The organism is Streptomyces uncialis (assembly GCF_001905345.1).
GTDB lineage: Bacteria > Actinomycetota > Actinomycetes > Streptomycetales > Streptomycetaceae > Streptomyces > Streptomyces uncialis.
Genome location: NZ_LFBV01000001.1, coordinates 258,124 through 279,587, shown reverse-complemented (window position 1 = coordinate 279,587; position 21,464 = coordinate 258,124). Strand labels below are relative to the sequence as shown.

16 protein-coding genes are annotated in these 21,464 nt (G+C 71.5%); 2 read left to right on the top strand and 14 right to left on the bottom strand.

Annotation, left to right across the window (positions count from 1 at the left end; genetic code table 11):
* Window positions 1-86: 86 nt before the first annotated feature.
* The gene (locus AB852_RS01210) at window positions 87-869 is read right to left on the bottom strand and encodes a DUF881 domain-containing protein (protein ID WP_073782692.1); all 783 of its coding nucleotides are present in this window, start codon (window positions 867-869) and stop codon (window positions 87-89) included.
* A 152-nt stretch (window positions 870-1,021) separates the two neighbouring features.
* Here AB852_RS01210 and crgA point away from each other — a divergent pair, with 152 nt between their 5' ends.
* Window positions 1,022-1,276 (top strand): cell division protein CrgA, encoded by a 255-nt coding sequence (gene crgA / locus AB852_RS01205; RefSeq protein ID WP_073782690.1) that lies wholly within the window; start codon window positions 1,022-1,024, stop codon window positions 1,274-1,276.
* Window positions 1,277-1,683: 407 nt separating this feature from the next.
* On the opposite strand, the gene AB852_RS01200 is transcribed toward crgA, so the two are convergent.
* The gene (locus tag AB852_RS01200; RefSeq protein ID WP_073782687.1) at window positions 1,684-2,586 is read right to left on the bottom strand and encodes a rhomboid family intramembrane serine protease; all 903 of its coding nucleotides are present in this window, start codon (window positions 2,584-2,586) and stop codon (window positions 1,684-1,686) included.
* A gap of 205 nt (window positions 2,587-2,791) precedes the next feature.
* Window positions 2,792-3,319: a peptidylprolyl isomerase gene (locus AB852_RS01195; RefSeq protein ID WP_073782685.1), complete on the bottom strand. Its 528-nt coding sequence runs from the start codon at window positions 3,317-3,319 to the stop codon at window positions 2,792-2,794.
* Window positions 3,320-3,585: 266 nt separating this feature from the next.
* Between AB852_RS01195 and AB852_RS01190 the strand changes: the two genes are divergently transcribed.
* Window positions 3,586-4,302, top strand: a complete 717-nt coding sequence (locus AB852_RS01190; RefSeq protein ID WP_073782683.1) for a DUF5324 family protein — start codon at window positions 3,586-3,588, stop codon at window positions 4,300-4,302.
* 354 nt (window positions 4,303-4,656) lie between these two features.
* Here AB852_RS01190 and AB852_RS01180 read toward each other — a convergent pair whose 3' ends face one another.
* From AB852_RS01180 to AB852_RS01130, 11 genes are all read right to left on the bottom strand, one after another.
* Window positions 4,657-6,096, bottom strand: coding sequence for a DUF6177 family protein (locus tag AB852_RS01180; protein WP_073782679.1), 1,440 nt, complete (start codon window positions 6,094-6,096; stop codon window positions 4,657-4,659).
* 253 nt (window positions 6,097-6,349) lie between these two features.
* Window positions 6,350-10,414 (bottom strand): type VII secretion protein EccCa, encoded by a 4,065-nt coding sequence (eccCa, locus tag AB852_RS01175; protein WP_073782677.1) that lies wholly within the window; start codon window positions 10,412-10,414, stop codon window positions 6,350-6,352.
* Entirely contained in the window at window positions 10,411-11,346 is a 936-nt protein-coding gene (locus tag AB852_RS01170) for a MinD/ParA family ATP-binding protein (protein ID WP_073785217.1), read from the bottom strand. Before AB852_RS01170 ends, eccCa begins: the two co-directional genes overlap by 4 nt.
* A gap of 863 nt (window positions 11,347-12,209) precedes the next feature.
* Window positions 12,210-13,574: a type VII secretion integral membrane protein EccD gene (eccD, locus tag AB852_RS01165; protein WP_073782675.1), complete on the bottom strand. Its 1,365-nt coding sequence runs from the start codon at window positions 13,572-13,574 to the stop codon at window positions 12,210-12,212.
* Between the two features lie 13 nt (window positions 13,575-13,587).
* Window positions 13,588-13,917: a hypothetical protein gene (locus AB852_RS40405; RefSeq protein WP_073782673.1), complete on the bottom strand. Its 330-nt coding sequence runs from the start codon at window positions 13,915-13,917 to the stop codon at window positions 13,588-13,590.
* 48 nt (window positions 13,918-13,965) lie between these two features.
* Window positions 13,966-14,535 carry a pentapeptide repeat-containing protein gene (locus AB852_RS01155; protein WP_073782671.1) on the bottom strand — a complete coding sequence of 190 codons (570 nt, stop codon included), beginning with the start codon at window positions 14,533-14,535 and terminating at the stop codon, window positions 13,966-13,968.
* Between the two features lie 117 nt (window positions 14,536-14,652).
* Window positions 14,653-15,012, bottom strand: a complete 360-nt coding sequence (locus AB852_RS01150) for a toxin-antitoxin system YwqK family antitoxin (RefSeq protein WP_107499152.1) — start codon at window positions 15,010-15,012, stop codon at window positions 14,653-14,655.
* A 14-nt stretch (window positions 15,013-15,026) separates the two neighbouring features.
* Window positions 15,027-17,492, bottom strand: a complete 2,466-nt coding sequence (locus tag AB852_RS01145; protein WP_143201160.1) for a YwqJ-related putative deaminase — start codon at window positions 17,490-17,492, stop codon at window positions 15,027-15,029.
* A 179-nt stretch (window positions 17,493-17,671) separates the two neighbouring features.
* Complete coding sequence (locus tag AB852_RS01140) at window positions 17,672-18,088, bottom strand: DUF6507 family protein (RefSeq protein WP_073782667.1); 417 nt, start codon at window positions 18,086-18,088, stop codon at window positions 17,672-17,674.
* 25 nt (window positions 18,089-18,113) lie between these two features.
* A complete protein-coding gene (locus AB852_RS01135; protein ID WP_073782665.1) occupies window positions 18,114-18,425 on the bottom strand; it encodes a pore-forming ESAT-6 family protein in 312 nt (103 codons plus the stop codon).
* A 17-nt stretch (window positions 18,426-18,442) separates the two neighbouring features.
* Complete coding sequence (locus AB852_RS01130) at window positions 18,443-18,775, bottom strand: hypothetical protein (protein WP_073782663.1); 333 nt, start codon at window positions 18,773-18,775, stop codon at window positions 18,443-18,445.
* Window positions 18,776-21,464: the final 2,689 nt, after the last annotated feature.

Genomic DNA, 21,464 nt, shown 5'->3' with positions numbered 1-21,464 from the left:
TTCCACGTGAAACAGAGCCGGGGGATGTGCGTCACAGCGAAGGGACCCTGAACCGATCCGGTTCCGGGGCGGGCCCGACAGAGCCCCTAGCCCACCGGCTTCGCCTGGTGAAGGTCCACCGTGCCCGCGTAGCCGGGGAGGGTCGTCATCCCGTCGTCGTTCACTTTCCAGCCCAGGCCGTAGACGTTCACGTACAGCATGTAGTTCTGGATCGAGGGGGCCGAGCTGAGGGCCCGCTTGAGCTTGGCGGGGTCGCCGACCGCGGTGATCTTGTAGGGCGGTGAGTAGACCCGGCCCTGGAGGATCAGGGTGTTGCCCACGCAGCGGACCGCGCTGGTGGAGATCAGCCGCTGGTCCATGACCCGGATGCCGTCGGCGCCGCCCTGCCAGAGCGCGTTCACCACGGCCTGGAGGTCCTGCTGGTGGATGACCAGGTCGTCGGGCTGCGGGTCGGGGTAGCCGGGCAGCTTGGGGGTGGCGTCCGGCGGGGCGTCGTCGAGGGTGACGGTGAGGGCCTTGCCGCGCAGCTCCTGGGTACCGGCCTGGGCCTCCAGCGCCTTCAGCCGGTCCTCCTCGGTCCTGGTCGCACCGCCGTGGCCGTTCTTGGTGAGGGTCTCGACGTCGTCGCGCAGGACGCCGTTGGACTCCTCCAGCTCCCCGTTCCTGCCGCTGCGCTCCTGGATCAGGTCGGAGAGTTTCAGCATGGAGGCGTCGGTGCGGATATTGGTGCCCTTGGCGGTGTTGAAGCTGGTCACGAAGAGGAGTCCGGCGAGCGCGAAGACGCCCGCGGTGAGGATTCGCACCGGTCGCAGACGCTTCTGACGAGCGGGACTGGTGCGCAGACCGGGGGAGTCGGCAGAATTGCTCAACGTACCCTTACTCCTTACGGCGCCGAGGAAGCACTACGCTAACGGACGCCCGGGGGAGCGATCGGTTTCCCCTAGCAGTTCCGCTTGTACGCTGCCCCCGAGCCCGCCGAGTCCAAGCGCGGCCACGCAGCGCATCGACAGGAGAGCCCCTCGTGCCGAAGTCACGTATCCGCAAGAAGGCCGACTACACGCCGCCGCCGTCGAAGGAGACGACGGCGATCAAGCTGAGCAACCGGAGCTGGGTCGCTCCGCTGATGCTGGCGATGTTCTTCATCGGCCTGGCCTGGATCGTCGTCTTCTACGTCACGGACGGCGATCTCCCGATCGACGCACTCGCGAACTGGAACATCGTCGTCGGCTTCGGCTTCATCGCTGCGGGCTTCGGTGTCTCCACGCAGTGGAAGTGACCTCCCGCTAGTCTCCGCACCCGCAGCCCCTGGCCAGGCACCGATCCATCCCCGGTCATGGGGCTTCTCGGGCTGCCCGGAGGGCGTCGGAGGACGGGTCCGGCAGTTCCCTCGCGGGCCCGTGGGAGACCTCTGCCCCGAGCTGTTCCCTGAGTTATCCACAGAACTTTTCCACACTGGGGAAAAGGTCAGACGATCTGTGGATAACTCCTCGCGGGTTGACGCCGATGTGACTGGCGTACCGGTATCCGAAAACGTGTTCGCCCCTTGCCCTGGCTGGGGAAACCCAGGTCGGGGACCAGGGGCACAGACGTTCCCCACGCCATGCACAAGATCCGCCACACGCTGTGGACAACCATCGGGTGGAGTTGTGCGTCAGGGCCGTGCGGTGCCCGGTCGGCCCGGTCTCAGAGCAGCGTGAGCGAGCGGACGAGCACGGTGCCCACCACGACCAGCAGTACCGCCGCACAGGTTCCCCACTGGACCAGCGGCCGCCGCTCGCGCGGGGCGTGCACCATGGCGTAGGCGATGGCCAGACCGGCGATCAGACCGCCGACATGGGCCTGCCAGGCGATACCCGGCATGGTGAAGGTGAAGATCATATTGATCGCGAGAAGCGCGATCACCGGGCGCATGTCGTAGTTGAGCCGCTTCACGAGCACCGCTGTGGCACCGAAGAGGCCGTAGACCGCGCCGGACGCGCCCAGCGAGGCGGAGGTGGGGTCGACCAGCACATACGTGAGGGCGCCGCCCGCGAGACCGGAGAGCAGATACAGCGCGAGATACCGGCTCCGGCCGAAGGCCGCCTCCAGCGGACCGCCCAGCCACCACAGGCTGAGCATGTTGAACGCGATGTGCCACACCTCCTGGTGCGCGAACATCGACGTCACCAGCCGGTACCACTGACCGTCCGCGACACCTTCCGTGACGGGGTACGGGGCCGGGGGCCAGGCCCCGAGCAGCACCAGATCGTTCACCAGACGGCTGTCGATCTGGATCGCGACGAAGACGAAGAGATTGACCGCGATGAGGATCTTCGTGATCAGCCGGGGGTCCTTGACGAGGGAACCGCCCGTGAGGGTGCGGGGCTGGTTGGCCGTGGGGGCGTGCCCGGTGCCCGATCCGTCGCGTACACACTCGGGGCACTGGAACCCGACCGACGCGCTGATCATGCACTCCGGGCATATCGGCCGCTCGCAGCGGGTGCAGCGGATGCCCGTCTCACGGTCCGGATGCCGGTAGCAGGTGGGCAGGCTCGGTGCGCCCTGCGGGCCCTGAGTCCCGTGCGGTCCGCCTGGCGCCTGGTCCATGGTCCCCTCATTCCCACTCGTCCGAAGGCATACGCCCGACCCGCGCGCCCCGGTCGGGAACACGGCCCCGGGGGTCGCACGGCCAACGCACTGCCCCGCCCTCCTTGACGGATGGGCGGGGCGGTTTGTTCCCCGGCTCACCGCCGGACGGGTACGGGGCGGGGCCCCGGTACCGGTCGGCGGCAGCGACGGCGGCTGTACCGGTTCAGCGCTTCTCGACGACGACCGACTCGATGACCACGTCGTTGACGGGACGGTCGGTACGCGGGTTGGTCTGCGTACCCGCGATCGCGTCCACGACCTTCTGGCTGGCGTCGTCCACGACCTCACCGAAGATGGTGTGCTTGCGGTTCAGCCACGCCGTCGGCTCGACCGTGATGAAGAACTGGGAGCCGTTGGTGCCCGGACCCGCGTTGGCCATGGCCAGCAGGTAGGGGCGGTCGAACTGGAGGTCGGGGTGGAACTCGTCCTTGAACTGGTAGCCCGGGCCACCGGTGCCGTTCCCCAGCGGGTCCCCGCCCTGGAGCATGAACCCGGGGATGACCCGGTGGAAGACCGTGCCGTCGTACAGCCGGTCGGTCGACCGCTTGCCCGTCTCCGGGTGGACCCACTCCCGCTGCCCCTGGGCGAGCTCGACGAAGTTCTTGACCGTCTCCGGCGCGTGGTCGGGCAGGAGCCTCAACACGATGTCGCCTTGGTTGGTCTTCAGGGTGGCGTAAAGCTGCTCGGCCACGATCTGCCTTCCGTTGTCCTCTGTGACCCTCCGATCCTCGCACGACCGGGAGGGCGCGTCGTGCGGCGGTCGGTTCTGCCCCGGCCGCACCCCCTTTCCCCGGCCCGGCACCCGCCACCGGTGTGACCCGGATGCCTTTCCTCACATGCTGTCGCGTGGTACGGCAGGCATGATCGCAAAAAGGGTGGAAAGGTGAACGGTGACTTTGTGTGTGTGTGGGGGACGACGCCCCAGGCATTACGTACGCCACCGAGGAGGAGGTTCCCGTGACCCGCATCGACAGCGTGCGCGCCGCGACCGGTTCGGCGAAGGACAGCGTGCTGCACGCCGCGGAAGTGGTGGCGCCCTACGCCGACACCGCCAAGGACCGGGCCGCACAGTACGCGACCGAGGCCCGCGTACGGCTGGCACCCAAGGTGTCGCATGCCGCGCAGCAGGCCGCCGAGCAGGCCCGTGTCCAGTACGGCGCCCATCTCGCACCCGTGATCGAGCAGGCCCGTACCCATGTACCGCCGAAGGTCGACCACGCCGCCCAGGAGGCCGCCCTGCGCACCCGCAAGGCGGCCCGGCAGGCCGCGGAGTACTCCCGGCCGCGGATCGAGCACGCGGTGGCCGCCGCCGGACCCGTACGGGACGAGGCGGCTTCCCGTGGGGCGGCGGCGATCGCCGCGCTGCGCGGACAGGTCAGCGCCGACGAGGTGCGCAAGCTGGTCCGCAGGCATGAGCGCCGGGCCCGTGCCGGACGTGCCGTCAAGGGGGTGCTGATCCTCGGCGTGCTGGCGGGTGGCGCCTTCGCCGCGTGGAAGTGGTGGGACAAGCAGGCCAACCCGGACTGGCTGGTCGAGCCGCCCGCCGCGACGGAGGTACCCGAGTCGGGCGGCACGCTGAACGCCGTCGACGGTTCCCCGGATGCCCTCGACCCCGAGGTGGAGGCCAAGCAGGCACAGCTGGACGCCGAGGGCGACCCGCAGGACCGGGAGTAGCGGCGGCACCGGGACCCGGGCTCCAGCTCCCGCGGCTCCAGCGACCACGACTCCGGCTCCGGCTCCGGCTCCGGCTCCGGCTCCGGCTCCGGCTCCGGCTCCGACGATGGGCGGTCACCCCGCGAGGGTGGCCGCCCCTCGTCATGTTCCACGTGAAACCGTCGTGTTCCACGTGAAACGTCGCCGGATGGGTGTTTCACGTGGAACATGCTCTGCGGTACCCGGAGACGTGGCGCCCCGGCGACGCGGCGGCCTGTGCGGTGCGGTGCCTGCCTGCTGCCTGGCGGTGGTGACGGTGGCGCGGTCGGGCGCCTGACACCTGCTGGCGAACTGGTGGGGGTACGGCCGACCGGCTCAGACCGCCGCCCGTCGTCGCAGATGGGTCAGCAGCACGTCCAGGGTGTTCCATGCCTCCGCGTGGGTGCCGTCGCCCAGGGGATAGTGCAGTGCCGGCCTGGCCTCCGGTCCCAGTTGCACGGGGCGCAGGGTGAGCGGGGGCCGACGGGCGTGGGTGAGTGTGGTCTCCAGGACACCCTCGGCGCCGAGGGTGAAGGACAGCGGTACGGGCGGCGCCTCGAAGACCGGGGGCGCGGTGAGGTCACGGCGGGCCGGACCGAGGGTCGCCAGCAGGGAGATCAGCCCGTGCTCCCCGTCCGCCAGGGCCCCGGCCAGGGTCCGCACGGCGTCCAGGGGGACCCGTTCCCCTTCGCCGTAGCCGATGGTGAGGGTGACGTTCTCCTCGACGCCCGCCGTCGTCCGAGTGATCCGTACCGTCGCCAGAGCGGGCCGGTCGGGGCTGCCGACCGCCGTGATCAGGGTCGGCTCTGGCACCCGGCCGCGCGCCAGATCGGTGAGCTGACGGGGTGACCACGGCAGATTGACCGGCTCGGCGGTTCCCCAGCCGGCCGGGGGCGCACCGGTGAGGGTCCGCCAGGCCAGCTCCAGGGAGCGGCCGAGCAGCAGTTCCCCTTCCGGCGGGTACGCCGTGCGGAAGGAGACGGTGAGCTGGTGTTCGCCGGTGGGGCCGGACGGCCGGTACGGCTCGGCGACGGTGCCCTGACCGGACTCGTCGGTGACGACGGCGAAGGTGCCGTGCTGCCAGCCCAGCACGGCACCGGTCAGCCCGTCGTAGTAGCCGCAGTCGGGGTGCTGGACGACCCAGCGGTTGGGCGCGCCGGTCAGCGCGGTCCGCAGATGGTGGCTGAGGCGGCAGTGGGCGGGGGTGACGATCTGGAGCGCGGAGTCCTGTGCCGCGGTGGTGCGCAGCACCTCGGAGAGCCAGGCGGTCAGCGGGACGACGGGCCGGTCCGCGAGCACGACCACCGTCGACTCGGTGACCACGTCGACCGCAGGCAGCGCGTCCTCGGCGACGATCACGGCCGTCTGGTCGGTCCCGTCACCGGGATCGCTCTCCACCGGCACCACGCCGATCGTGCCCGCGCCGGGCGGCCACACGGTGCCGCCGAGCAGATGGGTGAGCCGTCCGACGACCGAACCGGCGAGCCGCTCGGCCTCGGGCACCGCGCTGGAGGCACGGGTCTCCGTCCACCACACCGGTACGGGGGCCTGGGCCGCGCTCTCCGCCCCGAGCAGTCGCTCGATCTCGCCCGGTACCTGGACCAGGAGCGGTGACTCCACGGACACCAGCGGACGGCCGCCCGAGCCGAGGAGCTGGACCACGGCGCCGTCGGCGGTGGCCGTCACCTCCGTACCGGGACCGCCCGCGTGCAGTCCCACCAGCAGGGACAGCGCGTCGGGCATCTTCGGGGTGAGCGCGATGACGTCCTTGGTCATACGGCGGCCCGCCGTGCGGTGTGCTCACGGGTCCGGGGGCCGGGACGCCCGGGGCGGCGATGCCCGGGTCCGGGGTGCCCAGGGCCGGGGTGCGGGGGATCGAGGGGCGGGGGATCGGGGTGCACCAGGTCCGGACGCGCTAGGTCCAGGTGCGCAAAGTCCAGGTGCACAAGGCCCGGACGCGCGAGGTCCAGGTGCACAAGGGCCGGGTGCACGGGGGCGGGGGGCGCGGGGGTCACCGGGTGCGCGTCGGTCATGAGTCGTCCGTCTCGTCGTCGGCGGCGGCCAGGGCGGTCTGGATCAGCTGATGGGGGCGTCCGCGCCGGACCAGGGTGCCCCGGCCGGGCGGCTGGGGGCTCGCGTAGAGACCGGGGAAGAGCTGGCCCTCGGAACGGTCGCCGGTCATCACCAGGGCCGCCGTCCCTGATTCCCGCAGGGTCGTCAGGAACGGCTCGTACAGGGCCCGGGAGGACCCGGCGACCCGGCGGGCGACCACGAAGTGCAGGCCGATGTCCTGGGCGGAGGAGACATACGGCAGGAAGGGCGCGAGCGGCTGCTGTCCGGCGGTGGTCAGGATGTCGTAGTCGTCGACGAGGATCACGATCCTCGGGCCCGTGAAGGACGGGCCGTCGGCGGGCGCGTCGGGGTCGATGCCCTCGTCCGGGAGCCGTTTGTCGAGTTCCTTGGCGATGCCCGAGGCCAGCGCGGCGGAGATCCGGGCGTTGTGGGCGTAGCCGCCCCGGTACGGCTCGGGGACCACCGCGCGCAGTCCCCGCCGGGGGTCGAACACGGCGAAGACCAGCTCGTCGTCCGCGTGGCGGGCGATCAGCCCGGCGGCGATCAGCTTCAGCAGGTTCGTCTTGCCGCACTCGTTGTCACCGAGGATCAGCAGATGCTGGTCCTGGGCGAACAGGTCGAGGAGGACGGGTGCCAGCGCGTCCTGGTCGACCCCGATCGGGGTGCGGCGGGGTTCGCTGTGCGCGGCGGGCAGCTTCGCGGACGACAGCCGGGTGGGCAGCACCCGGACGGGCGGCGCGAGGTCGCCGTGCCAGGTGGCGCGGATCGTGGCGACGGCGTCCTCCAGCGCGGCGCCCGGGTCGCCCACGGTGTCCCCGTCGCCGTCGTCGCCCGTGCCGCCGTCGATACGGGGCAGCGCGACCTGAGCGAACAGCTTCTGGTCGGTGAGCACGCGGCCCGGGGCGTCCGTCGGGATCGTCTCGGACAGCTTCCGGTCGATCCCCGAGTCGGAGGGGTCGTTGAGCCGCAGCTCGACCCGCGTACCGAACATCGACTGGCCCGCGATCCGGACATCGTTCCAGCGCAGCATGCCCGCGACCACATGGATGCCGTAGCCGCCGCCGCGCCGGAGGATGTCGTTCACCGCGTCGTCGATGGAGGAGAACTCCTCGCGCAGGGCCCCGTATCCGTCGATCAGGAGCACCACGTCGGTCGCGGGGAGCTCACCGATCCGGCCCTGGGCGCGCAGCCGCCGGAGCTGGTCGACGGAGTCGATGCCGTGCTCGCGGAAGAGCTGCTCCCGGGCGGCGAGCATGTTCCGTACCTCCGCGACCGTGCGGGCCACCCGCTCCTGGTCGGCGCGGCCGGCGACCCCGCCGACGTGCGGCAGCCCGGCGAGCGCGGCGAGCCCGCCACCGGCCAGGTCCAGTCCGTAGACCGCGACGTCGCGGGGGGTGTGGGTGAGCGCGAGGGACAGGGCGAGGGTGCGCAGCAGCGTCGTCTTGCCGGACTGGGGGCCGCCGATCACGGCGGTGTGCCCGCCCGCCACGGTCAGATCCAGTTCCCAGGGGCCGCGCCACTGCCGGGCGGGGGCGTCCAGGACGCCCAGCGGGACCTTCATGGGGGCACCGCGCCGGTCACCGAGCCGCATCCCGTGCTCATCGGCGCCGAGCGGACCGGCGGCGGTGTCCAGGGACAGCGCGTCGGGCAGCGGCGGCAGCCAGATACGGCGGGCGGGCGGAGCGGCGCCCTTGAGCTGGTCGACCATCACGGACAGCACGGTCGGGCCGGTCTCCCGGACGGTGGCGGCGGGTCTGCTGTCCTCGGCGCCCGGTCCCTCGGCGCCGCCCGCGCTGTCGGCGAGGGTGTTGTACGTGGGATAGGCGAGGGCCAGCGGGCCCTCTTCCTCGGTCTTGTCCAGCAGCGCGCCCCGGTAACGCCCGGAGACGTAACCGGCCTTGAAGCGTGTGTACGCGGAGGTGTCGACCTTGAGGTAGCCGAAGCCGGGCAGCGGCGGCAGATGGAACGCGTCGGTGGTGTCGAGGACGGTCCGCGACTCGTCGGGGGAGAACGTCCGCAGCCCGAGCCGGTACGACAGATAGGTGTCGAGGCCCTTGAGCTTGCCGCCCTCGATGCGCTGGCTGGACAGCAGCAGATGGACGCCGATGGAGCGCCCGATCCGGCCGATCGACAGGAACAGGTCGATGAAGTCGGGCTTCGCGGTGAGCAGTTCACCGAACTCGTCGATGACGACGAACAGATGCGGCAGCGGCTCCAGATCGGGACGGCGTTCGGCGCGCAGCGCGGCGTAGTGGCCGATGTCGGCGACGTTGCCCGCGTCCTTGAGGACCTGCTGACGGCGCTTGACCTCGCCCGCGAGGGAGGTGTGGACGCGTTCGACGAGCCCCGCCTGGTTCTCCAGGTTGGTGATCACGCCCGCGACATGGGGGAGTTCGGCGAACGGCGCGAAGGTCGCGCCGCCCTTGTAGTCGACGAGGACCATCGCCAGCTGTTCCGGCGAGTGGGTGGCGACCAGCGCGAGGACGAGGGTGCGCAGCAGTTCGCTCTTGCCGGAGCCGGTCGCGCCGACGCACAGTCCGTGCGGGCCCATCCCCAGCTGGGAGGACTCCTTGAGGTCGAGCAGGACGGGCCCGTGCCGGTCGTCCAGTCCGATCGGTACCCGCAGGAAGTCGCGTTCCCCGCGCGGCGCCCACAGCCGGTCCAGGTCGAGGGCGGCGGGATCGGTGACGCCGATCAGGGCGGGGAAGTCGACGGGCCCGGAGACCGGGGTGCCGTCCGCGACGGACTCGGCGGACAGCCGCAGCGGCGCCATCATCCGGGCGAGGCCCTCCGCGCCGGGCACCCCCAGCGCGTCCGAGGTGCCCTCGTCGGGCCGGGCCTCGGGCGCGGCGGACGTCGGGTCGGGCACCACCCGCAGATCCTCCACCGTGACGTGCTCACCGTCGACGGTGATCCGTACGGACACCTCGTCGGGCTCGTGGACCTGCTCGGCGAGCAGATGCAGCACGGTGACGTTCATGTCGGCGAGGCCCACCGCCGAGTCGGGAACGGGCAGTTCGACGGCGTTGCCGCCGTACTCGTCGCTGACCACCAGCATGCGGCTCGCCATCCGCAGCGCGTTACGGTCGGACAGCCCCCGGCGGACCTCGGCCGCGTAGGACGCGCGGCGGCGCAGTTCCCCGCCGAGCACCACGGCGAGCTGCGGCATGCTCGGGGCGATCCGGCGCACGGCCACCGGGCCGTCCTGCTCCTGGGTGTCCAGGACATGGGGAAGCCACTTGGCCCACTCCCAGTCGTCCGCGAGCCGCTCCCCCGGCACCCCGAGGGCCAGCGACACGTCCTCGGGGGCGTGCAGCACGGCGGTGTGCGTGAGCAGCGCCCGCGCCACCCGCAGCACACCCTCGCGGTCACCGACGACGCTGATGTTCCCGGCGCGGTCCAGCGGAACGGTCAGCGGGAAGTCCCGGGCCCGGGTGAAGCGGGACAGCAGGGCGCCCGCCTCGTTCAGCATGAAACGGTCGGGCGGGGCGAGGACCCCGCCGGGGTTCTGGCCGAGCGTCAGGTCCTGGAGGGCGACCTCACCGGTGCCGAGGCGTACCCGCAGGAAGTCCGGGTCGGTACGGCGCCGCTCCCACAGCCGGGCCGGGTCCCGCACGATGTCGTACAGGGCCTGCGGCGGCGGATTGAGCCGCCGGGCCTGGCCACGGAGCTTGCGCTCCACGACGCCCAGTTCCTCGCGCTGCTCCTCCAGGTACTCCAGATAGCGCTCGCGCTGGGTACTGCGGGTGCGCTGCGCCTTGCCGCGCTGGGACCAGAACAGGGCGACGGCGCCGAGCAGCGCGAAGACCAGCACGATCGCGCCGACGGCGGCGAACCGGCTGTTGCGGATGACCGTCATCATCACGACCGAGCCCATCACCCCGGCCATCGGCAGCAGCGCGGTCGCGGCGCCGCCGATCTTGCCCTCGGGAAGGTTCGGCGGGGCCTCGACGACCCGGTTCGCGGGCGGCGGCAGGGGCCGGGAGCTGCGGGCCGGCCGGTGGACGAGCTGCTGGGTCACCGCGCACCGACCGCGCGTTGCATCACCTCGGCGGCAAGCCGGGTCGCCGCCTGCCGGGTGGCCGCGCCGAGATGGTCGGTGCGGATGACCCCGCCGGACGCCAGATGACGGTCGTAGGGCAGGACGACGACGCCCACCCCGCTGCGGGCCAGCGCCTCGGCGGCGGCGCCCGCGTCCAGGGAGGCGTCGGGACTCGTGGCGGTCAGTACGACGACGGTGCGTGGCAGGACGGCCACCGGCAGGGAGCCGAGCCAGTCCAGGACCGCGCCGGTCGACGCGACGCCCTCGGTGGTCGCGGGGGTGACGAGCACCCGGGCCTGGGCGGTGTCCAGCGCGGTACGGGCGACCTCGCCGGGCAGGGTCTCGCAGTCCACGAGGGTCACCCCGAAGTAGCGGCGCAGCGCGACCATCACCGTGCGGTAGGTGGCGATGTCGATCCGGGCACCGATCCGGCCCTGGCTGCCGGGCAGCAGCCAGCCGCCGTCGGTGAGCGGTACGAGATAGCCGGTGACGTCGGTGAGCTGCATCGACGGGCGCAGGATCTGGACGAGGTCGGTGCACGTCCAGCGCAACTGGTCGACGCCGAGCCGGGCGGGGAGGGTACCGAGCGCGGCATCGGCCTCCAGGGTGAGCACCGGGTCGTGCCGGAAGTGGTTGAACGTACGGCTGAGCAGGGCGGTCACCGTGGTCTTCCCGGCGCCGCCCCGGATGCTGGTGACGACGATCTGCCGCCCGGTGGTGACGGGCTGCTGCACCTGGGCGACGAGTTCCGTGCTCTCGGCCACGGCCCGCGCGGCGGAACTCCCGAACGCGTGCTGCGCCAGCCGGAGCACCCGGCGCAGCACCGGGTCGCCGTGCCGGAGCCGGGCGCTCTTCGCCCCGGCGCCCAGTACGGGGACGGTGTCGGGGCCCGGGGCGGAACCGGGACGCACCCCGCCGGGCAGGGGCCCGTCGGGCCGGGTGCCGCCGGAGCTACGGGTGGCGGTACCCGTGAACGGGGCGGCGGCATACGCGCCGGGGGCACCGGGGGCGTACGGCTGGGCGGTGGGGTGTCCGGCGCGGGCGGGGGTACCGGCGGGGCCGGACGGGACGGACGGGCCGGTGGGGCTCGCGGAAGCGGGGGAAGCGGCGGAGACGGGGGGAGTCGCGCTACCAAGGGCACCGACCGGGGGTCCGGCGGCGGGGGCGACCGGCCCGGCTGTCGCGGCACCCGGCCCGGCAAGGGCGGGGCCAGGCGCGGCGTGGGCGGTACCGGGTTCCGGGGCGGTACGGGGTGCGGGGGCGCCCGCCACGGGAGCGGTCTGGGTCGCGCTGGGCGGCGGCTGCTGCCCGGAGCGGCCCTCGCCGGGTCCGGCCGGGGAACCGGGCGAGGCACCGGACGAAGGCGCGGTGGTCGGCGCGGTGGTGGGCGAAGCGGCAGGCGTGGACGCCCCGGGTACAGACAACCCGGGAGTAGCCGACGCAGGGGCAGACGACCCGGGGCTGGATGGCGCAGGGGTCGCTGACGCGGGGGTGGACGGTGTGGCGTCGGGTGGAGTGGCCGGAGCGGTCCCCGCGGGCCCCCCGGGCCGCGCCGCCGTGGCCGGGGTGTCCCCGCCCGGCCGCGCTCCCGGCTTCTTCGACGAGGTCAGAGCGCCCAACTCACCCAGCACGCCCGCCTGCCAGTCGTTCCGTTCCACAACACCGCACCCCCTGGGGCGAACCACACGCCTGCACGAACTGTCTGAGCTGTCCGGGCCGCCGACCGCCGTGCCTCTACGGTCAGCGGGCCCGTGGCCCCCGGGGGCCACCTCCCTCACGCGAACGTGTCGAGCAGATCCCCGTACACCCCGAACGCCCCGATGAGCAGCGGCACCAGGGCGATCACACCGAAGGACTCGGCGGTGTCACCGGCCCTGCGCAGCCGTACCCGGACGTCCTCCGGGGGCTGGACGGCGAGGGCCAGCAGCGGCAGGACCGCGAGCACCACCAGCACCGCGAGGGGGCCCTCGGCCCCCGCGTTCCCGCTCCACACCAGCACCGCGCGCAGCGCGACGGCTCCGCCGGCGAGCAGCAGCACCACGACCTCGGCGACGAGCGGGAAGGCCCGTGCCCGCAGCCAGAGCACCAGCGCGGTGTCGACTGCCAGCAGCACGGTCCAGACGTTCGGATCGCGCAGCGCCAGCACCCCGGCCGCCGCGGCGGACACCGCGACGACGACGGTCGCCAGCGCGAGGCCCCGGTGGGTGGCGCCGAGCGCGGTGGACACCTGGTAGCGGCTGACGGACGCGCCACGGGAGCGGCGGTCGTCCAGACCGGTCAGACCTGCGGCGGACAGCGCGAGCCGGGGCAGCAGTCCGAGGACGACCACGGACACCACCGCGAGAACGGCTCCGGTGCGGGCCTGCTGGGTGACGGTCAGTGCGCCGTCCTGGGTGGCGGCGACGACCTCCCACACCGTCGTCATCACCAGGGTCGCGGCGGCACCGACGAGTCCGCCGCGCCCCAGCGGGGTGAAGAGACCGAGCAGCGCGAGGGAGACGACGACGGCCACGGCGACCACCGCGAGCCGTGCGGTGCCGTCCCAGCCCTGGGCGTCGGCGAGGGTCCACGCACCGAGGACGGCGACGGCTCCCGTGACGGCGAGCAGCGCGGTCGCGAGGCCCGCCTTGCCGCGCCGTCCGGCTATCGCCCCGCCGCCACCGGTGACGGCGGCCGTGGCGAGCAGGGCGGTGGCGACCGTCCGGGCGTCGAAGGCGCCACGGGCGAGAAGCCCGGCGGCCAGGGCCCAGCCGACCAGTCCCGCTCCGGCGGTCGCCCGCCGCGCGGCGGGACGCCAGCGCCAGGCCCGTACGTCGAGATCCTCGGCGACCTCGTCGGTGACGTCATGGACGACCGGGGCGGAGGGCGCGTCCTGGACGCGGACCAGCCGCAGCACCGCGCCGTCCGGCACGCCCGCGTCCTCCAGGGTGCTGTCCTGGGCGAGGACTGAACCGTCGGCGGTCACCAGATGCCGCAGTTGCGGCTGGCTCGCCACCCGGTCGTCGAGCAGTCTGATGACATCGGGCAGCAGCCGTCCGATGGGTTCCTGGGACGGCAGCACCAGATCCATGCGCCGTCGTTCACCGACCAGGGTGACCCTGCTCAGGACGGTACGGCTTCTCGTTCCCCCGCTCACCACGCGACCGAACCTATCACCGGGCAACGCCCGTACCAGGGGCCCCGGAAGCACCGCTCCCGGAGCCGTGACGAAGGCCGTACGGTCCCTCGTCGACGACGGAGACGACAGCAGGGCCTTGGGACTTGGACTTGTCGTCCTCCAGCAGCCGGTTCACGACGAACGACCAGCCCACGCAGCCGGCACAGAGCACGGCGGCGATGACGAGCCCGGCGAGCACCTTGCCCACCCGCTCGTCGGCGGCCCGCCGGTACCGCTCCGCCCCGAACAGCAGGGCGTCCCGCATCCGCCGCCGCCGGATCACCACGGACTCCAGCAACTGACTGTCGTAGTCCTGCGCCGCCATCTCCCGCTCCCCGTCGTCCGACCGCCCGGATCGGCCTGTGGCACCCCGTCAGGACAGCACGCGCACGTTTCCCCCGCGCTCGGCGATCCACCGCGCGAGTTCCTGCCCGGCGATCTCCCGGAACCCCGCGTCGGTGACGAACTCGACCGGCCCGAAAACCGACCCCGTCAGCCCCTTCACCACGGTACGGGAATCCACCCGCACCTTGAAGGAGTTCTCCACGACGACCGCGTCCGTCAGATCCGCACCGCGGAAGTCCACGTTCAGAAGGGAAGACCCCTGGAAACGTGTGCCCCGACAGCGCGCGTCCGTCGCGTCCGCACCGTAGAGCGACGCCTTCACCAGATCCGCGCCGTCGAGCACCGCACCGATCAGCACGGCGTCATCGAGGTTGACCCGCACCAGCGAGGCCGACGTGAGATCGGCGCCCCGCAGATCCGCCCCCTGCATGTCCGCCCGGTACAACTCCGCACCGACAAGCCTGACCTCGCGCATCGTGGCACCGGTGAACCACGCTTCACCGAAGTCACGTCCGGAAAGATCCGCCCTACTGAGATCGAGCCCGACGGCATCGAGGCCACGCGTATCCCCGGCGGGAGGCCATTGGGGCCGGCTCATCAGAGGTATGCCTTCCCAGTCAGCCCACCAGATCCCCTACCGTCGATCAATTCCGGAGTCGCGAACCCGCGTTCGTCACTGCACCCGAACCAGGTGAACTCGCCGGACCGTGGGCCATCACCCGTGAGACGAGTACCGACGCGCCTGGATCTGCTGCCCGTCCTCGTCCCAGCGGTCGTCCTCCAGTACCGACATCCCGTTCTCACTGTTGAGCTGCCTGCACTTCAGAACTCCGTTGGGGTGCCATTCCTTGAACTCCCCTTTGAGACGACCTCCGGTGTGAGTACCCTCGGCCCGCAACACACCGTCCTCGTACCACTGCCGAGTGCGACCATTGGGCCGACCTTCCGCATAGGTCTCCTGACTGACCAACGCGTCACCGAGGTATTCCACCACTTCGCCCGTGTACAGCTCACCTTTGTAGAAGAGACGCAAACCGTCATCCATGTCCACATCGGGACCATCGATGTCGATCATGTCCGGCACAGTCATCAGGGCGTCCAATTCTCGTCACTCGGAGGGTATCCATTGTATCGTCCGTGGCTGCTGGGCAGACCCTCAAGCATGTTCGCGCAGTTCCAGCAGAAGGGCGCCCCACGGCCCCGAAGTCCCGTTTCCTTGTGCTTGAGGAACGGAAATTCTACCGAAGCACGCATCTCCCGTATGACGGAGGCATCAGCAGAGAGACCCTGGCGGGTTCGCATCCACAGCAGTTCGTTGACGGCCTTGACTTCCGCGTGGCCGAGCGGGTTGTCGAGCGATTCATGCAACGGATGAGCTTCCAGTCGGCGGAACCGGTCCAGGAGAGCAGGGTGCAGCTCCTCCACTGGAATCCTCAGCGAGGAAGGACCATTGATCCCCTCGATAACAGTCCCTGTACGCAGATCCATCACAGCACCCACGCAGGCACCGGTCTGGGCCCTGGGAAATGTTTTGTTCTCCTTGGCCAGCAAATACTCCGAGGAGCGAGAGCGCGACAGTTCTTCAAGGAACTGGGCAACCGGCCGACCATCGACATGCGTGATGAACCCGTCGACCACCGTGGCCCTTGGACCTGTGGGGTCGATCTGGTCCAAGAGTTTTTCTCCCGCACCCGCTGGCGGGGGAGTGCCGTCCTCCCCTACACGTACCGTGGGGGGCAGTGCGTCCTCCGGCGTGGCCGCGGAACCAGGAGCCTGGTGATCGCGCCCACCGCCACCCTGGTCAGGACCTGACCCCTGGTGGGGCAGGGGCGGCCCCTCCCCAGGAGAATGACTTCCGCCACTGTGGGTCACATCAGGAGTGGAACCGGCCCCTGTTCCTGGCTCTGCGTAGCTCCCTCGGCCATTGGCCGGGCTGTCGATGTGGCTGTTGGAGGGCATGTTGTTCGCGCCTCCGCCCGGGAGGTTGTCCACCGCGCCGCCCGGGAGCTGGCCCGCGCCGCCGCCGGGAAGCTGGCCCGCACCGCCACCCGGGAGGTTGTTCGCCCCGCCGCCCGGCAGGCCGTCCAGCCCTCCGCCGCCCGGGACCGCACCCCCACCCGGCGTCACCGCCCCCGGAACAGCACCACCACCCGGCGTCACCCCACCAGGCGTACCGGCACCCGGGGTCGTCGCACCCGGGGTCACCCCGCCCGGTGCGCCGCCCGCCGCGTTGTCGATGGTCCCCGCCACCGGTCCCGCGCCCACCAGCGCCGGCTCCCGTGCGCCCACCTGGACCGGGGTCTCCGACCGCACCGGCGGGACCTCCGCACCCGAGCGGTCCGGGTTGGTCACATCGCGCGGCATCACGTCCGGCTTCGGGTTGCCCGCCGCGTCCAGGAGTTGGCCGGTGTTCGTGTCGAGGTACTGCGGGCTGCCGTTCGCGTCGTCCGGCAACCGCACCGTGTGGGAAGGGTCCGGGCCTGTGCCTGCGCGTGCCGCGTCGTCGGCGCCTGCCACCGGGGCCGGGGTCGCGGGTTCGGGGATGTTGATCCGGGCGCCCGCGTCCACGTTCCGCAGACCCGCCAGGAGATCACCGACCTTCACGGTGACTACCTTGCCGCCCTTCGCGATATAGGTCACCGGGTCCAGGAGGCGGCCCGTCTTGCCGAGGGCGGAGATCACCTTCGCGACCGAGCCCGTCTTCGCCGCCGCGCCCGCACCACCCGTGAACACCGTCGTCACCACGTTGAACGTCGTCGCACCCGCCGCCCGCGCCGGATTCTTCCCCCACTCGTCCCACGCCACCAACGCCTTGCCGGTCTCCTTCACCGCCGTCCGCGACTCACGGAACCACCCCGGCAGCTTCTCCTCCGGCAACGTCCAGAACACCGTCCCCAGCACCGGCGTGACGGTGATCGCCAGACCGGTGACGACCTTCGCCAGGCCCGTCCACGCCTGGCCCGCCGCGTCCCACCCGTCGACCCCGACCAGCGTCCCCAGACCCCGGATCGTCCCCCACAGGCCGTCGACGAACACACCCTTCAGGAACGACCCCACATGATGATGGACCTCCCACCAGCGGCGGGACTCCTCCACCTGCGAACCCCACGGCAGCTCCTCCGTACCGTCCAGGTCCTTCTCACTGAACCCGTACATGTTCGACTTGCCCGTGCCGTCGTCCGCGATGAAATGCGTCCCGCACACCAGCGCCGTGATCTTGTTCGCGCAGGCCCGCTCCGCCTCCCAGAACGCCGCCACCGCCGCGTTCACATCCTTCACCAGGTCGTTGTTCTCCTCGACCTTGTCCCCGTCGTCCTTCCAGTGCTTGTCACCACTGATCCCGGACACAAAAGCCGTCGCATCCGCCTTCAACTGCTTCAGCCGCGCCTCGATCGGACGGACCTCCGCCGCGTACTCCGACAACGCCGTCGTCACCGACTCCAGCTGATCCGCGAACACATCCGACTCCGACTTCACCGGACCCGTCGTCGCGAACAACCGCTCCGCCTCCGGCGCCGTGTAGAACGCCGACAACCCCTGAAAACGCGCATGCACATCCGCACCCGCATCACGGAACTGCCCCGCAGCCCCATGAAGCAGCCCCCGCTGCGCCTCCAACTCCCCCAGATCCCCCGTGAACTGAGGAATCGTCCCCGGATTGATCGCCCCGCCATTCACCACAGACCCCCGTGCCCGTGCCGGTCAGTGCCGCGTGCCGCTCCGCAGTGTGCTCGCTACCCGGTACCGGCGTGGTAGGCAGCCGGGTGGCCCGGGGGCGGGCCCTGGCCCGGGAGGTCGATCTTGGGTTCCTTGAGGGCCTCGCGCTGGGCGTTGGCCGCCTGCTCCAGGTCGCCGGTGAGGTAGGCGTTGGTCGCGTTGGCGGCGCCGTTCAGGGAGGCGGAGGCGCGGGCGCCGATCTTCTGGAGCCGCTCGGTGTGCGCCGTCATGAACTGGCTGAGGGCGACCGCGACGAGACCCTGACCCTCGCTCTCGCCGCCACCCCCGCCCATGCTGAGGGTGCCGGCCGCCTTCGCCGCGGCCGGTACCGCCGTCTGAAGGGTCGTGCCCGCCTTGCCGAGCCCTTCGGCGGCCGTACCCGTCTTCTCCAGTACGCCCTTGACCCCGGTCGGAGAGATGTCCCATCCGGTCATGAATCAGCCCCCGTCCAGCCGTGTGTCAGCCGATGGCGTCGACCGCGGCCTTGGCCTTGGCCAGTGTCGACTGCGCGGTGCCGTCGTTCTGTTCCAGCGTGCCGCGGACGAGGCGGATGATCTCCCGCACCTCGTTGGCCGCCTTGTTCCAGCGGACTTCCTTGCCGTGGTATTCGTCGGAGACCCCGTCGGCCTGGAACTCGGCCATGGCGGCCTTGACCGCGGTGTCCCGGTCGCCCAGGACCCGCTCCAGCTGCGCGATGATCCCCTGCAAGCCGCCCTGGACCTCGGAGGACGCCCCCGTGTCGTAGGACCGGCGGTCGAGATTCTGTCCCATCGTCAACTCCTGCTGGGTCAGCGCGCGCCGAAGCGGGCGGCGTCGAAGTTCGCGGAGCCCATGTTCTGCTGGGCGTTGCTCTCCTGCTCCTGGTCACCTGTGCCGAACGCGGTCTCCATACCGCCCTGGCCGCCGAGGATCGCCCCGAGCGAGCCGTTCAGCGCGGCGGTGATCTCGTCCGCGCGTGCCTTGAACGAGTCGAAGGCCGCCTTGCCCGCGCCGTTGAACTTGCCTTCCAGCGGGTCGGCCGCCGCGATGAGCTGCCGGATCAGCGTCCCCAGGTCGTCACTCGACCCTGTCGTGGACTTGCCGAGGTCGCCCAGCGTCGTACTACCCATGTCGAACTTCACGCACCCACCCCCGAACAGTCGTGTGCGGCACCGCCGCACAGCCGCGTCACTGCCTTGCCGTGACTGCCCTGATGCCTTCGTCCCGCCTTTGTACGCGATCCGGACGCCCGCTGTCGCGAGGTTTCCGCCCTCGCTCGACCGCGCCGGAGTCCGCGTCGCCCGGTTGTGCCCAGGGACAGCCGTTACGAGGAAGAACGCGTTTCGGCCGCGTCCGGTTCCCCCCAGCCGTCCGCTCGCGGCCCGCCACCCCCGGCTTGTCCGGATCGCATCGGCCGACGGCCGGAACCCATCAGCCTCTTCCGCGTCGGCGGGCCCGCCCGCCCGTCCCGCACGGCCCACGCGCGCGGGAAGGCCCCGGCCGGAGCGGGTCCGGTCGGGGCCTCGGCCGCGCGCGTGGGAGGGTCGACAGGCCGTGCGCTGGGGGAGTCATCCCGCCAGGGCGGACGCCGCACATGCGATGTCCACCTCATCCGCACGCGTGGGCAGGTCAGTTGGTGGTGTAGATGTACTTCCAGGTGCTGACGGTGCCGGCGTTCACGGAGTCGCCGTAGGCGCCGTCCACGTACACGCTGCGCACCCGCAGCTTGTAGCCCGCCCGTCCGGGCTTGCCCATGTCCAGGGTCGACCTGCCCGACGTGCCGAGGGCGAAGTACTCAGGGCCGGCCGAGTTCCAGCGGCCGTCGAACCAGACCTGCACGTCGAACCGGTACTTGCGGTTCTTGTTGTAGGTCATCGCCGTGTGGAACAGGGGCGCCTTGTTCTTGCGGACGTAGTGGTACGTCCTGCCGCTGAGGGAACCGGTCCGGTAGTGCTGGGTGATCCAGGTGCTCAGCTTGACCTTGGTGCCCACCCGGCTCGTCACGGTGCGGGCGGACGTCCGTGTGTCACCGTCGAAGACGGCGGAGACGGTGGTGTCCCGCTTGAGGGTGACGGTCGCGGAGAGGTTGCCACGGGAGTTGACCTTGGCGGTCCGCAGATGGATCTTGCCCCGCCCGTCGCCCGCGGCGTCGTAGTACAGCTTGACCGTACGGTTCTTGTACGTCTTGCCGAGGTTCGCGGTGAAGGCGACCTTGCTGTTGTACGCGTACACCTTGCCCGCGCGGTCGAGCTTCAGGGCGGGCTTGGCGCGGGAGACGGACACCGTGTCGGACTTGCTGACCGCGGCACGGTCGGCATCTCCCTTGTACGCGACGGTGTACTTCACCTTGCCGCCCGACGGCGGCGCGTTCTTGAAACTGAACGCGCCCCGTGAGTCGGTCTTCGCCTTGCCCAGGTACTTGCTGCCAGGGGACTCGGCGTCGGTGCGGGTGACCGTCACCTCCGTCCCGGCGCGCAGCGGCAGCGTGGCCTTGAGCGTGCCCTTGAGGGTCAGGTCCTTGCCCCGGGTGGCGCTGGTGGGGGCATCGACCGTGAGGACCGGCAGGGCGCGGTACGGGGCGTCCAGCACCCGCAGCGAGTACTTCCCGCCGTCGTTGTAGGAGATCGCGAAGAGNNCGAAGAGCCGCTGCCCGCCCGGCTCCCAGACGAGGGAACGGTCGGCGAGCATGTCGGAGCCGCTGACGCGCGAGTCGGTCTCGGGGAAGTCGTACGAGCGCACCGGTGTGGGGGCCCCGGGCCGGTAGACGAACACGTCCGCGGCGTACGAGTCGGAGTGGCCCGCGGCGAAGCTGCCGTCGGCGGCCACCGCGACCGCGTTGGGGTGCCAGGAACCGGTCCGGTAGTCGGGCAGGTCCGCGAGGGTGGACGCGTCCCAGACGTCGTGGGTGTAGCCCGGGTGGGCGGTGATGAGCTTCTTGCCGTCGGCGGTGAAGGTGAGGTCCCGGGTGTCGCCGGAGACCACGGAGCCGCCCGCGTACGCGGTGCGGTTCGCGGTCGGGCCGGACACGTCGTACAGGGCGAGGGCGGAGCCGTAGTACTCCGTCGCGCCCGCGGCCAGCTTCCCCGGTTCGGCGGGGGACGCCTCCAGCCGCGGGGCGGCGCGCCAGCCGCTCCCGGTGTCCTCGTCGAGCGTGACCGTGGGTTCGTCGCCGGTCGTTTCGAGCGAGCCGAGGCCGCCCTTGCCCTGGCCGCCGTACCCGAACCACAGCTTTCCGCCGGCGAGGGCGATGTACTGCGGGGCGGTGCCGTCACCGGTCCCGTACCGCGCGGTGCGGGTGACGTCGGCGGTCTCCAGCGAGACGATCGAGTTGTCGCCCGGGACCGCCGCGTAGAGCTGGGTGGAGTCGGCCGAGAGCGCGAGTCCGCGCACCCCGGGCAGCCCGGCGACGGTGGCGAGGGTCCGTCCGGTGTAGTCCAGCGCGACGATCTTGCCGCTGTACGGATCGCTGACGAAGATCTTCTTGCCGACACCGTCGATCACGACGTCACCGACGTTCGAGACCGGGATGATCCTGCTGCTGTCCGCCACGGCGGAACCGGCCCCGACCACGCCGAGCGCGGCGGAGCCTATGAGCACCGCGAGCGCGGTCGCGGTGGAAAGGGTGCGCGTACGCACGTGATTCGTACCCCCACGGAGAAAGACGGCCGGACACCCTCCGGCCAGGGACATACCCCCTGCTCCAGCGGTCCGCGCGACGCCCGCGGCCGTGTCCGGCCCGGGGCGCGGTCCCGCCGCTGGACGCAGGGTATGTCATGGGTACGACACTTTGGTGAGTGCGTCTGGCATATGCGTAGGTTGGGTTCCGGCCGC